Below are 18,497 nucleotides of genomic sequence, written 5' to 3'. Positions count from 1 at the left end.
AGATTGAGAGATAGGAGACAAATATGAAAGTTACAATTTGTTCATGTGCAAGGTGCACAGCTGCCGGAAACGAGTTCCTATATGATTATGCAAATCTAATCAAAAAAGACTTAGAAGTTGCCTATGATATAGAAAACTTAGGTCCATTACCAGAACTTGAAGTAGTTTACGAAAATATTATGAATGAGGCTGATAAACCAGAAAAATCAGCGCCATTTGCAAAGATTGATGACAAATATTTCAAAAATGCTAAGCCTGAAGTATTGATGGAATACATTTTTGACAAGTTTCATCCAAGAAAGCGTGGAGATAATAGATGAAAGAATCTTACATAGATATATTACATATAAGAAGAATGGCCTTTGAACATATTGCAAAGATTGCATATGAAAACAGGCCAATTACAGACATAGGCCTTGAAGTTTATGACATATTACCTGGTGAATCAGCCACATATAGGGAAAATATCTTCCGTGAAAGAGCTGTAATGGGTGAAAGACTTCGTATGGGTATAGGTCTAGATGCAAGAACTGCTGATAAGACTGATGCTATTACAGAAGGCCTAGATCAGATGGATGTAAAAGAAAGAATATACCATCCACCTTTGGTAAGCGTAATAAAGATAGCTTGTGAAGCTTGTCCAGAAAATAAAGTTACTGTTACAGACCAATGTAAGGCATGTATTGGCCATCCTTGTGTTAATGTTTGCCCAAAAAACGCTATAACATTTACATCAGAAGGTTCAATCATAGACCAAGATAAGTGTATCAAATGTGGTAAATGTGTTAGCGCTTGTCCCTACAATGCCATCAACCACCAAAAACGCCCATGTGCTGAAAGCTGCGGAGTAAAAGCTATACATTCTGACGAGCTTGGCAGAGCACAAATAGACTCAGATAAGTGTGTTGCTTGTGGTAGATGTATATCCACTTGTCCATTTGGTGCTATATCTGATAAGTCAGAAATCTACCAGCTTATCAAAGCCATCCAAGCAGATAAAAAAGTATATGCTATTCTTGCACCATCATTTGTAGGCCAATTTGGTCCAAATGTTAGTCCAAAACAGATTAGAGAAGCTATCAAAGCACTTGGATTCACTGATGTAATAGAAGTAGGGCTTGGTGCTGACCTAACAACTATGAATGAGGCTCACGAATACCTTGAAAAAGTACCAACAGGAGAATTTCCATTTATGGGTACAAGTTGTTGCTTCTCATGGAAGATGATGGTTAGAAACCAATTCCCAGAAATCAATGATTATATTTCTGAATCATCAACACCTATGATCTATACAGGTTTGCAAATGAAAAAACGAGACCCAGATTGCAAGGTTGTATTTGTTGGTCCATGTATATCCAAAAAGCTAGAAGCCTTGGAAGAAGAAGTAGCCGAAGTTATCGACTTTGTAATAACTTTCGAAGAGCTTTTAGGAATGTTCCTAGCCAAAGGAATTGAGCCATCAGAAATACAAGTAGAAGAAGAAATGATGGATGCGTCAGAAACTGGCCGTAACTACGCTGTAAAAGGTGGAGTAGCAGAAGCTGTAGTAAAACGTGCTAAAGAAATCAGACCAGGCATCGATGTAGCTGTAGAAGCTGCAGATGGTTTGTCAAACTGTGTTAAATTAGCTCAACTAGCAAAACTAGGCAAGATGGATGGCAAACTAATAGAAGGAATGGCGTGCTTTGGAGGATGTGTTGGAGGACCTGGTACTGTAGTTGCAGATACTAAGACAGGTAAGGCTGTTCGTGCCTTTGCCAAGGAATCTATCTACAGATCCCCAGCAGATAACGACAAAATCCCAACAGAAGACAGGCCAGATGATGAAAAGTTAAAAGTTAGCGAAGATAAGGAATAAGAATGAAAATAAAGAATAAGTCACTAGTCCTCCTACTAGCCTTGGCTCTAGTAGGATGTGGAAATCAAGGCCAAACAAATAATGAAAATACCGAAATCGAACAAAAAGAAGATACTTCTTCAACAACTGAAGATTCGAAAGAAGTAAAAGAAGAAAAAGTAGAAGATGATAATCAAGAAGATGCTAAGCATTACGATGCAAATCTTTCTATGCTGGCTGGACCAACTAGTGTTGGCGCCATAAATATGGTAGAAGAATCAAAAAATGGCGAATCAAACTTTACCATAAACGAAAGCGTGGATGGAGCTCCAGATGCCCTTGTACCAAAACTCGTATCTGGTGAAGCTGACCTTGCCATCATACCAGCAAATCTAGCTGCTACTTTGTATAACAAGACAGAAGGCAAAGTAAAAGTCCTATCTACAAATTCCCTTGGAGTTTTGTATGTGGTCACAAAGGGAGATGTAGAAATAAATTCTATAGAAGATTTAGCAAATTATGGAGAAGAAATACTAGCATCAGGCAAGGGAGCAACTCCAGAGATTGCAATAAATAAAATCTTAGAGACAAACGGCTATAGTTCTGATAATCTAAATATCAACTACCTTGTCCAAGCCAATGAAGCAGCTCAAAAGCTAATTGCAGGAGAGGCCAAAGTTGCAATTCTTCCTGAACCAATGGTATCAAGTGTCCTATTAAAGGCAGAAGATGCCAAAGTTGCCATTAACTTAAATGAACTTTATGAAGACGCAACAGGCTATCCAATAATTTCATCAGTACTTGTTGGAAGAAGTGAATATTTAGATACGATAGATGTAGAAAAACTTCTAGATACATTTAAAAATTCTATAGAAAAGGCTAAGGCGAATCCAGACGAAACGGCGACCTTGCTAGAAAAATATGATATAATGCCAGCTCCTGTTGCAAAAAAAGCAATTCCAAATCTAGCTTTAGAATATATAGATGGTGATAAGCTAAAAGAAATTATGGCAAAGCACCTAGAAGATTTGAACAATACTAATCCACAGTTAATAGGCGGATCTATACCAGAAGATGATTTCTACTTTACAAAATAAGAAAAGAAAAATAATAATTGCCCTTATTTGGTTAGTAATTTGGCAAATAATGGCAAGTTTGATAGGAGAGGAGATACTATTGCCATCTCCTTTTCTTGTATTACAAAGATTTTTTGAACTTATTGTGACCAAAGAATTTTATATCACGATATTATCATCCTTTGGTAAAATTTTCATAGGCTTTGTTTTTTCCATATGCTTGGGCCTAATACTAGCGTATTTTTCTTACAAATATGATTTATTTTACGAATTTATAAATCCAATCATAGTGATATTTAGGTCAATACCATTGGCAAGTCTTGTCATATTCTTTCTTTTTTGGATAAATACTAAGAATCTTTCTATCCTTGTTTCCTTTATCATGGCTATGCCAATTATATACACAAATACCTATGAAGGTCTAAAATCAATTGATAAAAAACTATTACAAATGGCTAGTATATATGAAGTTAATAAACTAGATAAGTTAAAATATATATACCTTATCAAGGCCAGGGCCTTTATAAAATCAAGTATTATTTCTGTATCGGGCCTTGTGCTAAAGGCAGGTATTGCAGGAGAAGTAATAGGACTTCCTGATAGTTCAATAGGTAAAAATCTTTATAATACAAAGATATACCTGGATATGCCATCACTTCTTGCGTGGACTTTGGCCATACTAATTTTATCCTTTATATTTGAATACACCCTTAGGAAGATTTTGGAGGAAGATGATGATTAGATTTGAAAATGTGACGAAGTCCTTTGATCACAAGGTCATAGATGATTTGTCTTTTGAAGTAAAAAATGGAGAGCCTTTTGCTATATTTGGTAGGTCTGGCATTGGTAAAACTACATTGATCAATCTAATCTTGGGCTTAGAAAAAGCAGATTCGGGGAGTATTTATAAGGATTTTTCGAAAGTCTCAGTAATATTTCAAGAAGATAGGCTGATTGATGAGATTTCGGCCTTTGATAATTTGAAGATTGTTAACCATAACTCTAGCTTGATTAAGGATACTTTAAGAGCTTTAAATATAGAAGATCTAAAAAGTCCAATATACAAATTTTCTGGTGGAATGAAAAGGCGAGTTGCCATTGCAAGGGCGCTTATCTTTGATGGCGATATTTTGATAATGGATGAGCCCTTTGCCGGTATTGATGATTATAACAAGAATATTGCCATAGATCTTATCAAGGAGAAATTTGCCGAAAAAACTATTATCTTGGTTTCTCATAATAAGGATGATATGGCAAAATTTGATATTCCTTTGGAAAATGTCCTTTATTTATAACTTGTAAATAAAAATGAATATAGATATAATATTAAGACGATACTTATAAGTGAGGTAATTATGGGTCAAACTACATTCATGCTTATGCTTATAACGATAATATCCAAAATTTTTGGTTTTATAAGAGAAGCAGTTATGGCATCCTATATTGGGGCAGGTGGCATCAAATCAATATATACGACTGCAAATACTTTGCCAGTAGTTGTAGCAAACTTTGTAGCCGTTGGTATTATTTCAGGCTTCATACCCATATATAATAGGGCCAAAAATGAAGAAGGAATCAAAGAAGCAGAGAAATTCACTTCAAATATTTTTAATATTTTGATGGTCTTTGGAGCCATAGCTCTATTGATTGGTTTTATCTTTGCTAGACCATTTTCTAAGATTTTATCCCCATCTCTTGAAGGCGAATTATTAGACTTAGCTACAAATTATACTAGAATAATGATGTTTGCAGTTTTTGCCTACCTATATTCTGCTGTATTTAGGGGATATCTGAACATCAAGGGAGATTTTTTCAATCCGGCCATAACTGGCATTATTATGAATATTATCATAATAATATTTACAGTTCTAACTGGAAAGACTGGAAATCCATATTTTCTAATAATTGGTGCTCTTTTGGGTAATGTTTTACAATACATCTTATTTCCTAGGGCCACTAGGAAAGCTGGATATAGGCACAATAAGATAATTGATTTTTCAAATAAATATGTAAAACAGCTGATGTTAATCGCCCTACCAGTTATTATATCATCAGCCGCGGGGGAGATTTCTATAATTGTAGATAACTCGATGGCTTCTGCTTTTTTTGGAGAAGAGAGTATATCAGTATTATTCTATGCAAAAACAATGCTAACACTAATCACAGGAGTTATCACCGTTTCAGTTACCACAGCACTTTTTCCAAAAATTTCCGAGTTTGGTCAAAGTGGAAAAATCGAAGAAATGAAAAGCTCAATTAGTTCCTCTGTAGTAACAACCATGCTTTTGGTAATACCAGCTACAATTGGTATTATGGTTTTGTCAAATCCTGTAATTGAATTAGTCTACCAAAGAAATGCCTTCACCAGCGAAGACACTATAGCTGTTGCAAGCATGATGGTATCCTATGCACCATTTATAATCTTCCAATCAATAACAGATGTAGTAGATCGAGGATTTTATGCAGTAGGAGATTCCAAAACACCAGTAATAATTGTTGTTATCCAACAACTAATAAATGTAATATTAAATGCCATCTTTATCAAATTCTATGGCCTAAACGGTATAGCCTATGCCACAGTAATATCTACTATCATAGGATCAAGCCTTATGATATACAAATTTAGAGATAACTTTGGTAGTTTTAAATTTAAAAACACTCTGATTTCTATATTGAAGATCCTTATAATAACAGGGATAATGGCACTTGTAGCAGGAAAAATCTATGCTATAACAGCAGATAATCTGCCACATATATTGGCTGTATTTATAGCAATACTTTTAGCGGCCTTTGTATACGGATTTTTGATATTATTAGTAAGAATCCCAGAAGTAATGGAACTAATTAACACCATTTACCACAAGTATTTTAGAAAGAGAAAAGCTCAAAAGCACATAAATACAAATAAGAGCGAGCATATAGAACTTCCAAAACAAAAAAGAAAACAAATAGAAAATACTAGAAAATACGAATCTAGGAAAAGACGATAAGAAATGCAGGCCTTTAGGAGCACTTAACCAGGGTTTTATTTGCTTAAAATTTAATCGGCATGAAGGAGTTAAGCTTTGTGCCGATTTTTAAAAGTGAATTTTCCTTATAAATTTCAATTAATTCAAAGTTTTTATTTTCTTCTTTTTGTTAAGCTTTTTCTTATTGTTATATATAAAGCTTATATACAAATGTTTCATCATCTGCTTTATTTTTTTCTACATATCCCAGTGTTTTTCTAGAATCACATATTTAGTTCTTTTATTTTTTATAAGAAAACATATTCTATTATATTTTATAATACGGTTATAAAATTTTTCAGTAAATTCTTCTTAATAAAAGGTAAAGACATTCAGTTGTTTCGCCTTTTTAGAAAAAATTTTCTTTTACTAGCCCTAAGAAAAAAGTGATTTTTAATATTTGTTTAGAAGATTTAATTCTACTAATTAAAAATGATGTAAAAGAATCCATCTTTATGAATATCTAACGATTAGGTAGATAAGTACGGTATAATATAGAAAAACTGTACAAATTAGAAGATTAAACTGGAGTCAATTATAGGATTTTCCTATGACAAATTATGGAAAAAATTGATAGATGAAAAGATGAATAAATTAGACTTACAAAAAGCCATAAATACAACTCCTCATACCATAGCTAAAATGGGACGAGATGAAAATGTGAGCATGGATATCCTTGGCAGAATGTGTATGTATTTTAAATGTGATATATCAGAAGTACTGGAGTATAGAATTGAAAATACTAATGATTGAAGATGACAGCACAATTGCTTTTGCTGTTAAAACTTACCTAAACAAACATAATATTGAAACAATTATTTATAACAATCTTTCTCAGACAGATAATCTTAATTTTAATGATTTTGATTTAATTCTTCTTGATGCTAATCTCCCAGATGGGTCAGGCTTTAATTTTTTAAAGTGGCTAAGAGAATTTTCTGATCTTCCTGTAATAATGCTTACTTTAAAAAATGAAGATGAGTATGTAATAAAAGGTCTTTCTCAAGGAGCAGATGATTATATTACAAAACCTTTTTCTCTCCCTGTTTTAAAGGCGAGAATAGACAATGTATTTAGCAGAAAAATAAAAAAGGTTGATGAACTGACTTTTGAAAATTTATCTTTAGATCTTATATCAAAACAAGCTTCGATAGATGGAAAAGATTTAGACCTTAACTTAAAAGAGTTTGCTGTCTTGGAAATGCTTTTAGAAAACCAAAATATAAATCTACTAAGAGAGCGAATTTTAGATTATGTATGGGGTTATGATTTTTATGAAGTAAACGACAATACTTTAACAGTAACTATAAAAAGACTTCGAAATAAACTTGGCGAGTATGGAGATTATATAAAAACTCTTAGGGGAATAGGCTATAGGTGGGATAATGAGTAAAAACAAAAATATTTTACTTGTCTTAATTTTAAATTTGATAATGTCTTTGTTTGTAGTTTATCTCAATCCAAGATTTGATATTCTAACACTTATAGGTTTTTTACTTATAAATATAATTCTGTTTCTAATTATTAGAAAATTTGAAAAGAAAAAAGAAATAGATCTAGAGGATAAAATTAATAATATATTTAACCTCCTACATTCACTTGATATAGACTCAGACAATTATGAAATTATAGATGATGAATTTGGTAAACTCAGAGATGAGATTATTAAAATTATTATAGAAAATAAGAGAATAGCTGAAAATGCAAAGAAAAATAAGGAAACTTTAAGAGAATATACTGAAGACATTGCCCATCAAATAAAAACTCCGTTGACTGGATCACTATTATTGTTAGACTTATTAGAAGCCGAAGATAAAAATTCTTCAGAAGAGTATATAGAAAGACTTAGAGATAATTTGCTTAGACTCCACAACTTATCTGACATTTTATTAAAACTTGCAGCCCTTGATTCTGGTACAATAGAAATGATAAAAGACAGTATATCTGCTCAAGAATTAATTGAAGACATCACACAAAATCTAAAAGATTATTTTATCAATGATAATATTGAAATTTCTCTTTATGGAGAAGATTTTGATCTTATATGCGATAAGAAGTGGACCTATGAAGCGGTATTTAATGTGATGAAAAATGGTCTAGAAGCAACAGAAGATAGACATATAGAAATTCATCTAAAAGATACGAACTTATATAAGAGCATATTAGTAGAAGATTTCTCAGATGGCTTAGATAGAGAAATGTTAGAAAAAGTTTTTAGACGTTTTTATAAAGCAGATCCGAATTCAAAAGGCTATGGGATTGGGCTTCCTATGGCAAAATCTGTTATGGAAAGACAAAATGGAGAGCTTTTATATCGTAAGGGGAAGAAATCAAATTCCTTTGAACTGAGATTTTATAATTAAATTTTAAGACTGTGTCTAAAAATAAGACACAGTTTTTTTCTAGTCACTTTCCAGTCACTTAAGTCTAATATTATATGGACAAGTTAAGGAGGATACAATATGAATATAGTAAAAACAGTTGATTTAACAAAAACATATAATGGCGGAGTAGAAGTAAATGCCCTTTCAAATGTAAACTTTGAACTAGAAAAAGGAGACCTAGTTGCCATCATTGGAGACAGTGGATCTGGCAAATCTACACTACTCCATTTACTTGCAGGAGTTGATAAACCAACAAGTGGGGATATTTTTATTCAAGATAAAAATATTACTAAGTTTAATAAAGATGAGATGACAATCTTTCGAAGAAGGAATATAGGCGTTGTCTATCAATTTTTTAATTTGATTCCAAACATCAACGTTCGAAAAAATATTTTACTTCCTCTTTTGTTAGACAATAAAAAGGCAGATGAAGAATATTTAAAGGAAATTTTATCGATACTAGGAATAGAAGGAAAGCTTGATAGGTATCCAAAACAATTATCCGGTGGAGAGCAACAAAGAGTCGCTATTGCCAGAAGTTTGATTACAAGACCTGCAATAATCTTAGCAGATGAGCCTACAGGAAATCTCGATAGAAAAAATTCTGAAGAAATCACAGGACTTTTCAGATTTGTAAATAAGAGATTAAATTCTACAATTATGATAATAACTCATGATGAAAAAGTAGCAAATTCTTGTGATAAGGTCTATAGAATAGTAGATGGTAGGTTAAATTTCTTAGGAGATGAAACTTATGAAAATTATTAATGACCTAGCTGATGGAGCTGTAAAAAATAATAAGAAAGACAGTTTTGCTATTAAAATTTCCATACTTTTAGCAGTTATATTGCTAGGTACAGTTGTATTTATTGTAGGATCCTTAAAATATGACAAGTATAACTACGTAAGAAAAACTATTGGAGACTACCATGTAGCAATTACTGAAGTTGATGAAAAACTATATGATAAATTAATAAATGATACGGATATAGAAAAAATTTCTTTTAATAAAATCATAGAGACAGATTTAAATGCAAATATTTATGAAAATGGAAAATATAGCAACCTATTAACTGGCTACGAAATAAAAAAAGGAAGAGAACCTAATAATTCAAATGAACTATTAGTGCCTGAAAGATTTTTAACAAAGAATAAAAATTATAATATAGGCTCTAAAATTACTGCAAGTGATAAAACTTATACCATAGTTGGAGTCTATGATGATTATGGATATTCTTTTGAAAAGTCTATGTTTCTTACTATGGCTGATAGTGATAAAAAGATAGACTTATTAAAAAACAATAGAGGTTTAGAAGCCTTAATATGGTATAAGCATCCAAGAGATACTTATACAAAGACTAGAGAAATTTTATCTACTATGAATATAGACGAGAAGTCTTCAATAGACATAGGAAGACTATCTTATAACACAGATATTTTAGAGTATAAGTTGATTTATCCTCAAGGAATATTTCCGCCTAAGTCAGTGATAAAATCTGCTGTAGAAGAGTATAGTGCGTATTTCTTTCTAGTTCTTCTATTTGCTTTTATTATCTATGGTGCTTTTAACGTATGGAATAATAGAGATTTAAAAGAAATTGCCCTATTAAAAAGCACAGGTATGACTGCAAAACAAGTTAAAAAAATGATAAAAAAGAAAGCCTTTAAACTATCTGCATTGCCAGTAGCCTTAGGTACACTTCTATCCTGGGTTTTCGCAAACTTATTAATGTATTTAATGTGGCTTAATAACTCAGTATCCTATAAGAATATGTCTGAGATAATTGGAGAAAGTTTTAAGGCACCAGATTTTCACCTAGTTTATTTAGATCCTACTTCTATTTTAATAATTATTTTATTATCGCTTTTGACAGTATATTTATCTGCGACAATCCCTGCTAGGAAAAGTGCAAAATTAAAGATAATAGAAGGTTTAAATGGGATTACAGAAAAAAATATAAAATTAGGAAAATCAAAAATAAATGGACCTATAGAAAAGACTTTAGCAAAAGATTATTATAGGTCATATCGATCAACCTATCGAATTATTGTAATCTCAATGGCTCTTTCTGCCTTTGTACTGACTACAGTTTTAGTTAGCCAATCATATAGAACTTTGAACGAAAAATATAACTCTTATAAAAGTCCTTACAATTTTAATTCAAGTATTTACACTGATAAGAATTTAGATAAAAACTTATTAGCTGATTTAGAAAAAGTTGACGGAATAAAAGAGCTTCACCTATATCAAAGAAATGACACAAAATTTTATGTTGACGATAATAAAGATTTAATTTCTAAAGATTTAAAAGATTCTTTAGCTAGTGGCAAAATAGAAAATGATAGACTATATGCAAGTTTATATGCTTTAACAGATGAAGATTTTGAAACAATTTTAAAAGAAAATAACATGCCTAATGCATCTTACTTATTGCTTAATAAGATAAGAGAAGACAATAGAACGCCTTACGCTTTTAGCGAGTATATAAAAATTTCTGATAAGGATACAGGAAAAGTTACTTTAAAATATAATGCACAGGGCAAACCAATAAATATAAAAATTGACGCAAGTATTGATGAAATGCCTTATGACTTAGAAGCTTATGATAATAATGAAATACCCATCTACACAAGCACAAGTAATATGAAGAAATTTATTGATGAGTATGGAATAGATAAATCAGATCCTGTTTACTATTATTTTGTAAAAATAAAAGCTGAAAAAAACAAGGAAAAAGTATTTGAAGATGCCGAAAAAGTAATTTCAAATTATGTACCAAAGTCTGACCATGGAACAGCTACAGAAATTTTAAGAGAAGCAACAAGTAAAGAGCAAACAAGGAATGAAAGACTTTTAAACCTAGCTATTCAAATCATTCTGATAACAATCGCTCTTTCCAACGCCTACAATAGTTTTAAAGGAAACCTTAGAGCAAGATTCAATGATTTTAAACTCCTATCCACTACAGGTATGACAGAAAAACAAATGGAAAAGATGGTCTTTGGAGAAGGGAAAATATTGTTTAAAAATATTTTCTTAGCCTATATCTTTATGTTCATTATTGGAATTGCATTTAGAGCCTATAGAAGTAACTATGAATTAGCATTTGCGATAAAAGGTCTGATAACAAATATGAATTATATCCCTCTAATAGTAGTATTTGTATTTATGATTGCAGGAGTTTTATTTGCAATAAAAAGTGGTCTTAAAACAATAAACGAAAACTCAGATAATACTTTCAAGAGTATATAAGAAAAAGGCTGTGAGCATTAAACTCATAGCCTTTTCTATTGCCGCCTAAAGACTCTTTAAATCAGTTCTTCTAAAATCCCTAATTCAATGAGCCATTGGCCTGCTTTTTACATTAGTATTTGATTTTTCATAAATATTGAAACTATCTTTGAAAAGTTTTCCAAATTTGTTATTCTTACAAAGTCTTTGTTGTAAATTAGCTTTGCGTTTTCAACGTCTTCATCTTCTCCTGTGAAGACTCCAAGGACTGAAACATTGTCGTTTCTAAGGTTTCTTATCTCAAAAGCTGTATCATCGATTGCTATTTTACCTGTGTATTGGTCCTTATCTTTGAGTTTTGCTGTGTTGATATTGGCTCTTTCGTCATTTGGCTTGCCATCGGATAGGACTATTATGATGTGTTTGCTATCATCCTTGGTGTCTATGATATGGTGGAGGGTCTTAAAGGCGAGACCGTCTCTATTTGATCCAGCTGCAAAGAAATTATAAAGTTCTTCGTTTTTATTTTTTTCTGTGTAATCTCTATATACAGTAAAAACTGTATGTTCACGTAAAGTAGAAAAACCAGTGATCCTTATAGGTATACCCACTAAGTCCATAGATTTTGCGATTATATAGGCTTGATTTGCCACTATATGTTGCCTGTGGATTTGACTTGCTGATGAGTCGAGTATTAGGTCTACTTTAAATTTTTTGACATCGTCATTTTCGATATTGTTAAATACATTGTAATCATGGATTATTGATGCTCGCCATACCTTGGTGGAATCTATTGCACCGTAGTTTTTTATCCTGTCTTCATAATCTTCGTAGCTTGCTAGAGAATTTTTGATGGCAAGACTTAATTGGTTGATATTTCTGTGGTTTATGGCATGGTTCTTTTCTATATAATTTTTATTTTTATCAGATTGTTCCTTACGCTTTTTCTTGTAAAATTTGGCGTTAGCCTTGTTTGAATATACACCTTTTGTAAAATAAAGTTTCTTATTTTGGTGAATGCCTGTTGATACTTCTTTTTCTATATTTTCTACTATGTTTTTAGAAAGAATGGACTTGCCAAAAAAGTCTTCTATAAATTCATCTGAGGAGTGGTAGTCATCTTGGTTAGAATTTAAGAAGAGTAAGTTCTTGTTTAGGTCTTCTTTTTTGTCAGCGTAGTAGATATTGCCGGTAAATTCGGCTGAACCAATGGCAAATTGTTGGTCAATATTCTCATCGGAATACTCTGATGGTTTATCTTCACTGTTTTTGAATTCCTTGGCCTTTTTCTCCTTAACCATTTCCTCAAACATCTCGTCGTATTCTTTAGTTCTATCAAATCTAAAGTAAGTTTTGAAGACCTTATTTAGCTCGTCAATCAGACTACTGGTATCGGTTGTATATATGGAAAAAACAGCCTGGTAAATATTTCTAAAAATAGCCCCTTCTATGATAGGTTTGCCAAGGATTTGTCCATAGTAAGCTTTTTCAACTTGCTCTTTTAGATTGTCTGGGTTGTGGTGGCTGTATTTATAGTATGATTTTTTGGCGAATTTTTTTTGCAAATCTTCTATGACAAGATTATCTTTACTAAGTTCTTTGACACAAATATCTTCTATCAAAAGATTTGTCATAAATTTGAAGTCCTCATAAAAAGGATTATTTTCATAAAGATAAGCAAAGAATGAATCGAGCATTTTTGTATCAAAAGTTTTAATTGTAAAACCCGCTATAATATTTTTGAAAACTTCATCCATGGGATAAGTTTTTTTGGGAGTGAATTTATAATTTTCACTAAAATCCCAAATAATATTATATTCACGGATCTTATCCAATGATTCAGTCATCGAATATGCTCTCTTCTATATTTTGCGGGATTTTGCTTTTAATGGTATCAATTACAATCTCTCGTTCAAATTCATCAAAGGACTTGTTAGCGATACCCATTAGTATGGCATTATAAGGATTTAGTCCAACTTTCATTGTGTCGATAGCAGATATAAGTCCTCTTAGGTCGACTGACTTGGTGGAAATTTCATTGTTCTCAGATTTAAATTGTAGGGAAATGAACATATCTATGAAAGCCTTGCGATATTTTTCCTTAAGACTTGGAAATGTGTCAGATAAAAGCTGGTCTAAGTTTTCTCTAGTGATATTTGGCATATTTATAATCATAAATCTAGAAGCCAAGGCCTCGTTCACTTCACGAGTTCCGACATAGCCGTAGTTCATAGTTGCTATAAATCTTGTGTTTGGATCAAGATTTATTTTCTCATAGCCAGCTATATCTATGATTCTTCTGTGGTCAAGACTTGCGTGAAGTACAGAAATTGCTTCATTTTTTGCCATGTTAATCTCATCAAGTACTGCAAATCCACCCCTTATGGCAGCCTCGTATATAGGTCCTTTTCTAAAGACAACTTCTCCATCTTTAAAGGTATCTGCGCCTATAAGAGAGTTATAATCAGTGTTCACATGGAAGGAAACATTCCACGATGGTCTAGCAAATAGGTAGGAAAGATTTGATGAAAGTACGTTTTTACCAGTAGCCTTTGGGCCAGTTAAAAGCAAGTTTTTTCCTGCAAGGATGGCGGATATGGCTTGTTCCAATACTTCCTTGCCATAGTATTTAAATTCTGGCTCAACGACTCTGGAATCGTCGAATAGTCCATTTTCTTTCCTGTATATTTCAAGTTGATCTATTAAGTTTTTATCAACATTTTGTTTTTCTAAATATTGTCTCATCATTACTCCTTTAGCTTTAATATTATACAATAAAAATACTATTTTTAAACTTGACAAAGTCCATTTATAGACTATATTATATTTATGTCTAAAAGGAGGTCTGAAATTGGACGATAAATCATATGAAATTTTTATTATATTTTCAATGTTAAGAAAACTAAATGGACTAAATAAACAGAGAGTTGAGAGTTTTGGCTTAAATAATTTGGAGTCTATCATCCTATTTCATATAGATAAGATAGAAAATCTTACCCAAAAAGACTTGGTAAATAAACTCCAAATGCCCAAGCAAACAATAAACTCTATAATACTGAATTTAAAAGAAAATGACTTTCTTTATATGCAAGCATCTAAGGAAGATAAGAGAGTCAAAACCCTAGTCCTTACAGAAAAAGGTGCAAAAGAAGTAAAGAAAATAAATGATTCACTTAAGGCATCCAACAAAGAAATTTATGATCAATTAGGTGAAGAAAAAATAAATTCGATTAAAGATGATCTCAATCAAATAATTGATGTTTTAGAAAATATTATGAAGGGGGAGGATATATGAATAGCTTAAAAGAATTTAACCACGCTTTTTCATACTTAAAGCAATACTTAAATCAGTATAAGAAAAATAGAAGCATTTCCATGCTTATGACTGTGCTAGAAACAATATTTGAACTTTTGATTCCTGCTATTATGGGCATTATCTTAAATGAAGTAATTTATCAAAAAGACACAAGCCAGGCTTTAAAATACGGTGGACTTATAATTGTGATTTCACTTTTGTCAATGTTTACTGGAACTCAGGCTTCAAAAAATGCTGGTATTACATCAACAGGACTTACAGATAATGTTAGGAAGGAACAATTTAGGAAGATTCAAGATTATTCTTTTGAAGACTTTGAGTATTTTGGAGTACCGTCACTACTGACAAGGTTAACCAGTGACATGCAGGCTTTGGCCCAATCGACATTTATGACAACAAGATTTATTATAAAAACTCTTGTAATGGCTGTAGTTGCTTTTTTCCTAGCTTTTAAGACTAGTAGGAAGCTTTCAATAATATTTTTGATACTTATGCCAATCTTATTATTGATTTTATTGACAATAACGTCATCGGCTATTCCAAAATTTAGACAAACTCGTAAACAATATGATAAATTGAATCTTATTATTGAAGAAAATCTTAATAATATGAGGGTTGTTAAAGCCTTTGTCAGAAAGAAATATGAGATAGATAAATTTTCTATGGCCAATGAGGAAATGTTTAGGCTATCAGATGGATCCCAAGGAACAATAAGTTATGTATTTCCAACAGCAAATGCTATATTATATGCGACATTTATTGCAATAGCTTGGTTTGGTGGCAATGAAATCATAGCTGGAAATATGGGTGTTGGAGACCTTGTTAGTTTTAATATGTATGCTATGATGCTTCTTGGAAGCCTTATAGGCCTATCAATGGTACTAACTATGCTTATGGCTTCTTCTCCATCAGTTACTAGGGTTAAAGAAGTTTTGACACGAGAAATTTCTATGGATAATGACGATAAGATAGATGGTCTAGACTTAGAAGATGGATCGATTGATTTTGATAATGTAAGCTTCAAATACGATTTGGATAGCGATAATTATCAACTAAAGAATATAGACCTTCATATCAAGTCCGGAGAAGTAATCGGTATACTTGGACCAACTGGTTCATCAAAATCCACCCTTGTACAACTTATTCCAAGACTTTATGATATAACAGAAGGAAGTTTAAAAGTCGGCGGACACGATATAAAAGATTATGACCTTACAACTCTTAGAGATGGAGTATCTATAGTATTACAGAAAAACACTTTATTTTCTGGTAAGATTATAGACAACCTCAGATGGGGCGATGAGGATGCATCTGATGCTGAAATAATAGCAATGGCAAAACTCGCTCAAGCAGACGAATTTGTAAGTGAAAGAAATGATGGATACGATTCAGAACTTGGCCAAGGTGGATCTGGAGTATCTGGTGGCCAAAAACAAAGACTTACTATAGCAAGGTCTTTACTAAAGAAACCAAAAATCTTAATCTTAGATAACTCAACATCAGCAGTAGATACCAAGACTGAAGCAAAACTTTTAGACGGATTTAATAAATTAGATAAGGATATGACTCAAATAATCATATCTCAAAGGCTATCATCATTTGAAAATGCTGATAGAATTGTCATCTTAGGCGATGGAGAAATTGCTGACATTGGTACAGGCGAAGAACTCTACCAAAGAAATGAAATGTATAGGACAACCTACGACATACAAAACAAAGGAGGGGATGATGACAGATAAGAAAGATGGTGTAAAAACTGAAGAAATTCAAATATCTGATAACAAGCATAGTCGTAACGTAGATTCACATGCCATAAAAGAACTTTTCTCCTATCTTTTTAAACAAAAGTGGCAACTAATAATTGTACTTATATGTGTTGTAATATCTTCTTTAACCCAAGTGTGGGGCATATCCATGCTTCAACCAATCATAGATAATTACATCCTAAAATCAGATATATCAGGGCTAAAGTCTGGAGTAATAAAGATGGGATTGATTTACCTAACTTCTATAATCACTACATTTGTTTATACTAGGCTAATGATTAGAATAGGTGAAAGATCAATTAGAAACATAAGAAATGACCTATTTACAAAAATCCAACAAATGCCAATAAACTTTTTTGATACAAACCAACACGGTCAAATCATGTCAAGATTTACCAACGATACTGACACACTTTCTCAATCCCTATCATCAACACTACCAACCTTAGTAAGGTCATTGTTGATGCTTGTAGGAACATTCATAGTTATGATAGGTTTATCATGGGAACTTACTCTAGTAATGCTAATAGGTTTAGTAGTAATGATTTTAATCCTAAAAAACATAGTGAAAAAGACTGGCAAGCTCTTTAAAGAAGCGCAGAAAAATGTATCAATCTTGCACGGTTTTGACGAAGAGATGCTTTCAGGCCAAAAAGTAATAAAAGTTTTTAACAAAGAGAGTGACACTATAGAAAAATTTGAAGAAAAAAGCGAAAATTTGCGATCAACTATGGCTGAAGCCATGGTGAATGCAGGACGTATGATGCCATTTTTGGTAAACTCAATAAATATAATGTATGCAATACTAGCAATTTTTGGAGTTATTATGACTATAAATGGCAATCTCACGGTCGGTGTTCTAGCCACATTTTTGACCAATGCTAGGAGTTTGCAAAATCCAATTGCAAATATTTCCCAACAAGCAAATGCAGTATTTTCTGCTATGGCAGGAGCTAGCCGTATCTTTGAAATTATAGATATGCCAATTGAAAAAGACAGTGGTTATATAGAACTTGCTAATGTTAGGATTGATGAAAATGGAAATCCAATGCCTTGCAAGCTTGGGGAAAGATGCTATTCCTGGAAATGGACAGATGAAAATGGCAAGGAAGTATATAAGGAGCTAGAGGGTCGCATAGACTTTGAACACGTTGACTTTTCTTATGATGATTCAGATAAAATATTAAAAGATGTTACATTTTATGCAAATCCAGGTGAAAAGATTGCCCTAGTTGGAGCGACAGGAGCTGGTAAGACTACTGTTACCAATGTAATCACAAGATTTTATGAAATTGATAGTGGATCTATCAAAATTGATGGTATAGATACAAGAGATATCAAAAAAGACCACCTAAGAAAGGCCTTTGGTATGGTACTTCAAGATGTAAACTTATTTACTGAATCAGTAGAAGAAAATATCAAGTATGGCAAACTTTCTGCAAGTGAGGAAGAAGTCAAAGATGCAGCAAAACTAGCTGGCGCAAACTCTTTTATAAAAAGACTTCCAGACGGATATCAAACAGAAATCCATGGAGATGGTTCATCACTTTCAGATGGACAAAACCAACTTATATCAATATCAAGAGCAGCAGTGGCTAACCCACCTATGCTAATACTTGATGAGGCGACAAGCTCTATAGATACTTCAACAGAAATCAAGGTAACAAAGGCAATGGATAAGCTAATGGATGGGTCAACTTCTATAGTTATAGCCCATAGACTTTCAACAATCCAAAATGCTGATGTTATAATGGTAATGGATGATGGTAGGATAATAGAACGTGGTAACCACCAAGAACTTATGGAAAAACACGGAACCTACTACCAACTTTACACTGGAGCCTTAGAATTAGACTAAGCAAAAAACCACTTTTCCAA

16 protein-coding genes are annotated in these 18,497 nt (G+C 32.3%); 14 read left to right on the top strand and 2 right to left on the bottom strand.

All coding sequences use genetic code 11. The features are described from left to right. Positions 1 to 23: 23 nt before the first annotated feature. The 11 genes from QNH69_RS00410 to QNH69_RS00360 all read left to right on the top strand — a co-directional run bounded on the left by QNH69_RS00410 (position 24) and on the right by QNH69_RS00360 (position 11,558). Positions 24 to 320 (top strand): hypothetical protein, encoded by a 297-nt coding sequence (locus QNH69_RS00410; RefSeq protein ID WP_282928676.1) that lies wholly within the window; start codon positions 24 to 26, stop codon positions 318 to 320. Further along, positions 317 to 1,858: a 4Fe-4S dicluster domain-containing protein gene (locus QNH69_RS00405; protein ID WP_282928675.1), complete on the top strand. Its 1,542-nt coding sequence runs from the start codon at positions 317 to 319 to the stop codon at positions 1,856 to 1,858. Before QNH69_RS00410 ends, QNH69_RS00405 begins: the two co-directional genes overlap by 4 nt. A 2-nt stretch (positions 1,859 to 1,860) precedes the next feature. Beyond that, positions 1,861 to 2,934 carry an MqnA/MqnD/SBP family protein gene (locus QNH69_RS00400; RefSeq protein WP_282928674.1) on the top strand — a complete coding sequence of 358 codons (1,074 nt, stop codon included), beginning with the start codon at positions 1,861 to 1,863 and terminating at the stop codon, positions 2,932 to 2,934. Then, positions 2,912 to 3,655 carry an ABC transporter permease subunit gene (locus QNH69_RS00395; protein WP_282928673.1) on the top strand — a complete coding sequence of 248 codons (744 nt, stop codon included), beginning with the start codon at positions 2,912 to 2,914 and terminating at the stop codon, positions 3,653 to 3,655. Before QNH69_RS00400 ends, QNH69_RS00395 begins: the two co-directional genes overlap by 23 nt. Next, positions 3,648 to 4,208, top strand: a complete 561-nt coding sequence (locus QNH69_RS00390) for an ATP-binding cassette domain-containing protein (protein ID WP_282928672.1) — start codon at positions 3,648 to 3,650, stop codon at positions 4,206 to 4,208. The genes QNH69_RS00395 and QNH69_RS00390 overlap by 8 nt, the downstream gene beginning before the upstream one ends. A 60-nt stretch (positions 4,209 to 4,268) precedes the next feature. Further along, positions 4,269 to 5,903, top strand: coding sequence for a murein biosynthesis integral membrane protein MurJ (gene murJ / locus QNH69_RS00385; RefSeq protein WP_282928671.1), 1,635 nt, complete (start codon positions 4,269 to 4,271; stop codon positions 5,901 to 5,903). 555 nt (positions 5,904 to 6,458) lie between these two features. Beyond that, entirely contained in the window at positions 6,459 to 6,674 is a 216-nt protein-coding gene (locus tag QNH69_RS00380; protein WP_282930176.1) for a helix-turn-helix transcriptional regulator, read from the top strand. Then, positions 6,655 to 7,314 (top strand): response regulator transcription factor, encoded by a 660-nt coding sequence (locus tag QNH69_RS00375; RefSeq protein WP_282928670.1) that lies wholly within the window; start codon positions 6,655 to 6,657, stop codon positions 7,312 to 7,314. The genes QNH69_RS00380 and QNH69_RS00375 overlap by 20 nt, the downstream gene beginning before the upstream one ends. Then, positions 7,307 to 8,284, top strand: a complete 978-nt coding sequence (locus QNH69_RS00370; protein WP_282928669.1) for a HAMP domain-containing sensor histidine kinase — start codon at positions 7,307 to 7,309, stop codon at positions 8,282 to 8,284. Before QNH69_RS00375 ends, QNH69_RS00370 begins: the two co-directional genes overlap by 8 nt. A gap of 99 nt (positions 8,285 to 8,383) precedes the next feature. Continuing rightward, entirely contained in the window at positions 8,384 to 9,073 is a 690-nt protein-coding gene (locus QNH69_RS00365; RefSeq protein WP_282928668.1) for an ABC transporter ATP-binding protein, read from the top strand. Further along, positions 9,060 to 11,558: an FtsX-like permease family protein gene (locus QNH69_RS00360; protein ID WP_282928667.1), complete on the top strand. Its 2,499-nt coding sequence runs from the start codon at positions 9,060 to 9,062 to the stop codon at positions 11,556 to 11,558. The genes QNH69_RS00365 and QNH69_RS00360 overlap by 14 nt, the downstream gene beginning before the upstream one ends. A 107-nt stretch (positions 11,559 to 11,665) precedes the next feature. Here QNH69_RS00360 and QNH69_RS00355 read toward each other — a convergent pair whose 3' ends face one another. Beyond that, on the bottom strand, positions 11,666 to 13,384 hold the full coding sequence (locus QNH69_RS00355) for a hypothetical protein (protein WP_282928666.1): 1,719 nt from the start codon (positions 13,382 to 13,384) through the stop codon (positions 11,666 to 11,668). Next, a complete protein-coding gene (locus tag QNH69_RS00350) occupies positions 13,377 to 14,282 on the bottom strand; it encodes an AAA family ATPase (protein ID WP_282928665.1) in 906 nt (301 codons plus the stop codon). The genes QNH69_RS00355 and QNH69_RS00350 overlap by 8 nt, the downstream gene beginning before the upstream one ends. Positions 14,283 to 14,388: 106 nt before the next feature. On the opposite strand from QNH69_RS00350, the gene QNH69_RS00345 reads away from it, so the two are divergent. From QNH69_RS00345 to QNH69_RS00335, 3 genes are read left to right on the top strand one after another with little or no spacing between them, the layout of a single operon-like run. Further along, on the top strand, positions 14,389 to 14,832 hold the full coding sequence (locus QNH69_RS00345; protein WP_282928664.1) for a MarR family winged helix-turn-helix transcriptional regulator: 444 nt from the start codon (positions 14,389 to 14,391) through the stop codon (positions 14,830 to 14,832). Further along, a complete protein-coding gene (locus tag QNH69_RS00340) occupies positions 14,829 to 16,592 on the top strand; it encodes an ABC transporter ATP-binding protein (RefSeq protein WP_282928663.1) in 1,764 nt (587 codons plus the stop codon). The genes QNH69_RS00345 and QNH69_RS00340 overlap by 4 nt, the downstream gene beginning before the upstream one ends. Further along, positions 16,582 to 18,477, top strand: a complete 1,896-nt coding sequence (locus tag QNH69_RS00335) for an ABC transporter ATP-binding protein (RefSeq protein WP_282928662.1) — start codon at positions 16,582 to 16,584, stop codon at positions 18,475 to 18,477. Before QNH69_RS00340 ends, QNH69_RS00335 begins: the two co-directional genes overlap by 11 nt. Positions 18,478 to 18,497 lie beyond the last annotated feature (20 nt).

Source organism: Anaerococcus sp. Marseille-Q7828 (genome assembly GCF_949769285.1).
In the GTDB taxonomy this organism is placed as follows: Bacteria; Bacillota; Clostridia; order Tissierellales; family Peptoniphilaceae; genus Anaerococcus.
The sequence above is the reverse complement of the archived record's forward strand: the minus strand, read 5'-3'. Positions and strand labels throughout refer to the sequence as shown.

What these genes read in the sequence shown, in the direction of transcription:
- QNH69_RS00410 (WP_282928676.1), top strand. Translation starts at nt 24, where the DNA reads ATGAAAGTTACAATTTGTTCATGTGCAAGGTGCACAGCTGCCGGAAAC.
- QNH69_RS00405 (WP_282928675.1), top strand. Translation starts at nt 317, where the DNA reads ATGAAAGAATCTTACATAGATATATTACATATAAGAAGAATGGCCTTT.
- QNH69_RS00400 (WP_282928674.1), top strand. Translation starts at nt 1,861, where the DNA reads ATGAAAATAAAGAATAAGTCACTAGTCCTCCTACTAGCCTTGGCTCTA.
- QNH69_RS00395 (WP_282928673.1), top strand. Translation starts at nt 2,912, where the DNA reads ATGATTTCTACTTTACAAAATAAGAAAAGAAAAATAATAATTGCCCTT.
- QNH69_RS00390 (WP_282928672.1), top strand. Translation starts at nt 3,648, where the DNA reads ATGATTAGATTTGAAAATGTGACGAAGTCCTTTGATCACAAGGTCATA.
- murJ (WP_282928671.1), top strand. Translation starts at nt 4,269, where the DNA reads ATGGGTCAAACTACATTCATGCTTATGCTTATAACGATAATATCCAAA.
- QNH69_RS00370 (WP_282928669.1), top strand. Translation starts at nt 7,307, where the DNA reads ATGAGTAAAAACAAAAATATTTTACTTGTCTTAATTTTAAATTTGATA.
- QNH69_RS00365 (WP_282928668.1), top strand. Translation starts at nt 8,384, where the DNA reads ATGAATATAGTAAAAACAGTTGATTTAACAAAAACATATAATGGCGGA.
- QNH69_RS00360 (WP_282928667.1), top strand. Translation starts at nt 9,060, where the DNA reads ATGAAAATTATTAATGACCTAGCTGATGGAGCTGTAAAAAATAATAAG.
- QNH69_RS00355 (WP_282928666.1), bottom strand. Translation starts at nt 13,384, where the DNA reads ATGACTGAATCATTGGATAAGATCCGTGAATATAATATTATTTGGGAT.
- QNH69_RS00350 (WP_282928665.1), bottom strand. Translation starts at nt 14,282, where the DNA reads ATGAGACAATATTTAGAAAAACAAAATGTTGATAAAAACTTAATAGAT.
- QNH69_RS00340 (WP_282928663.1), top strand. Translation starts at nt 14,829, where the DNA reads ATGAATAGCTTAAAAGAATTTAACCACGCTTTTTCATACTTAAAGCAA.
- QNH69_RS00335 (WP_282928662.1), top strand. Translation starts at nt 16,582, where the DNA reads ATGACAGATAAGAAAGATGGTGTAAAAACTGAAGAAATTCAAATATCT.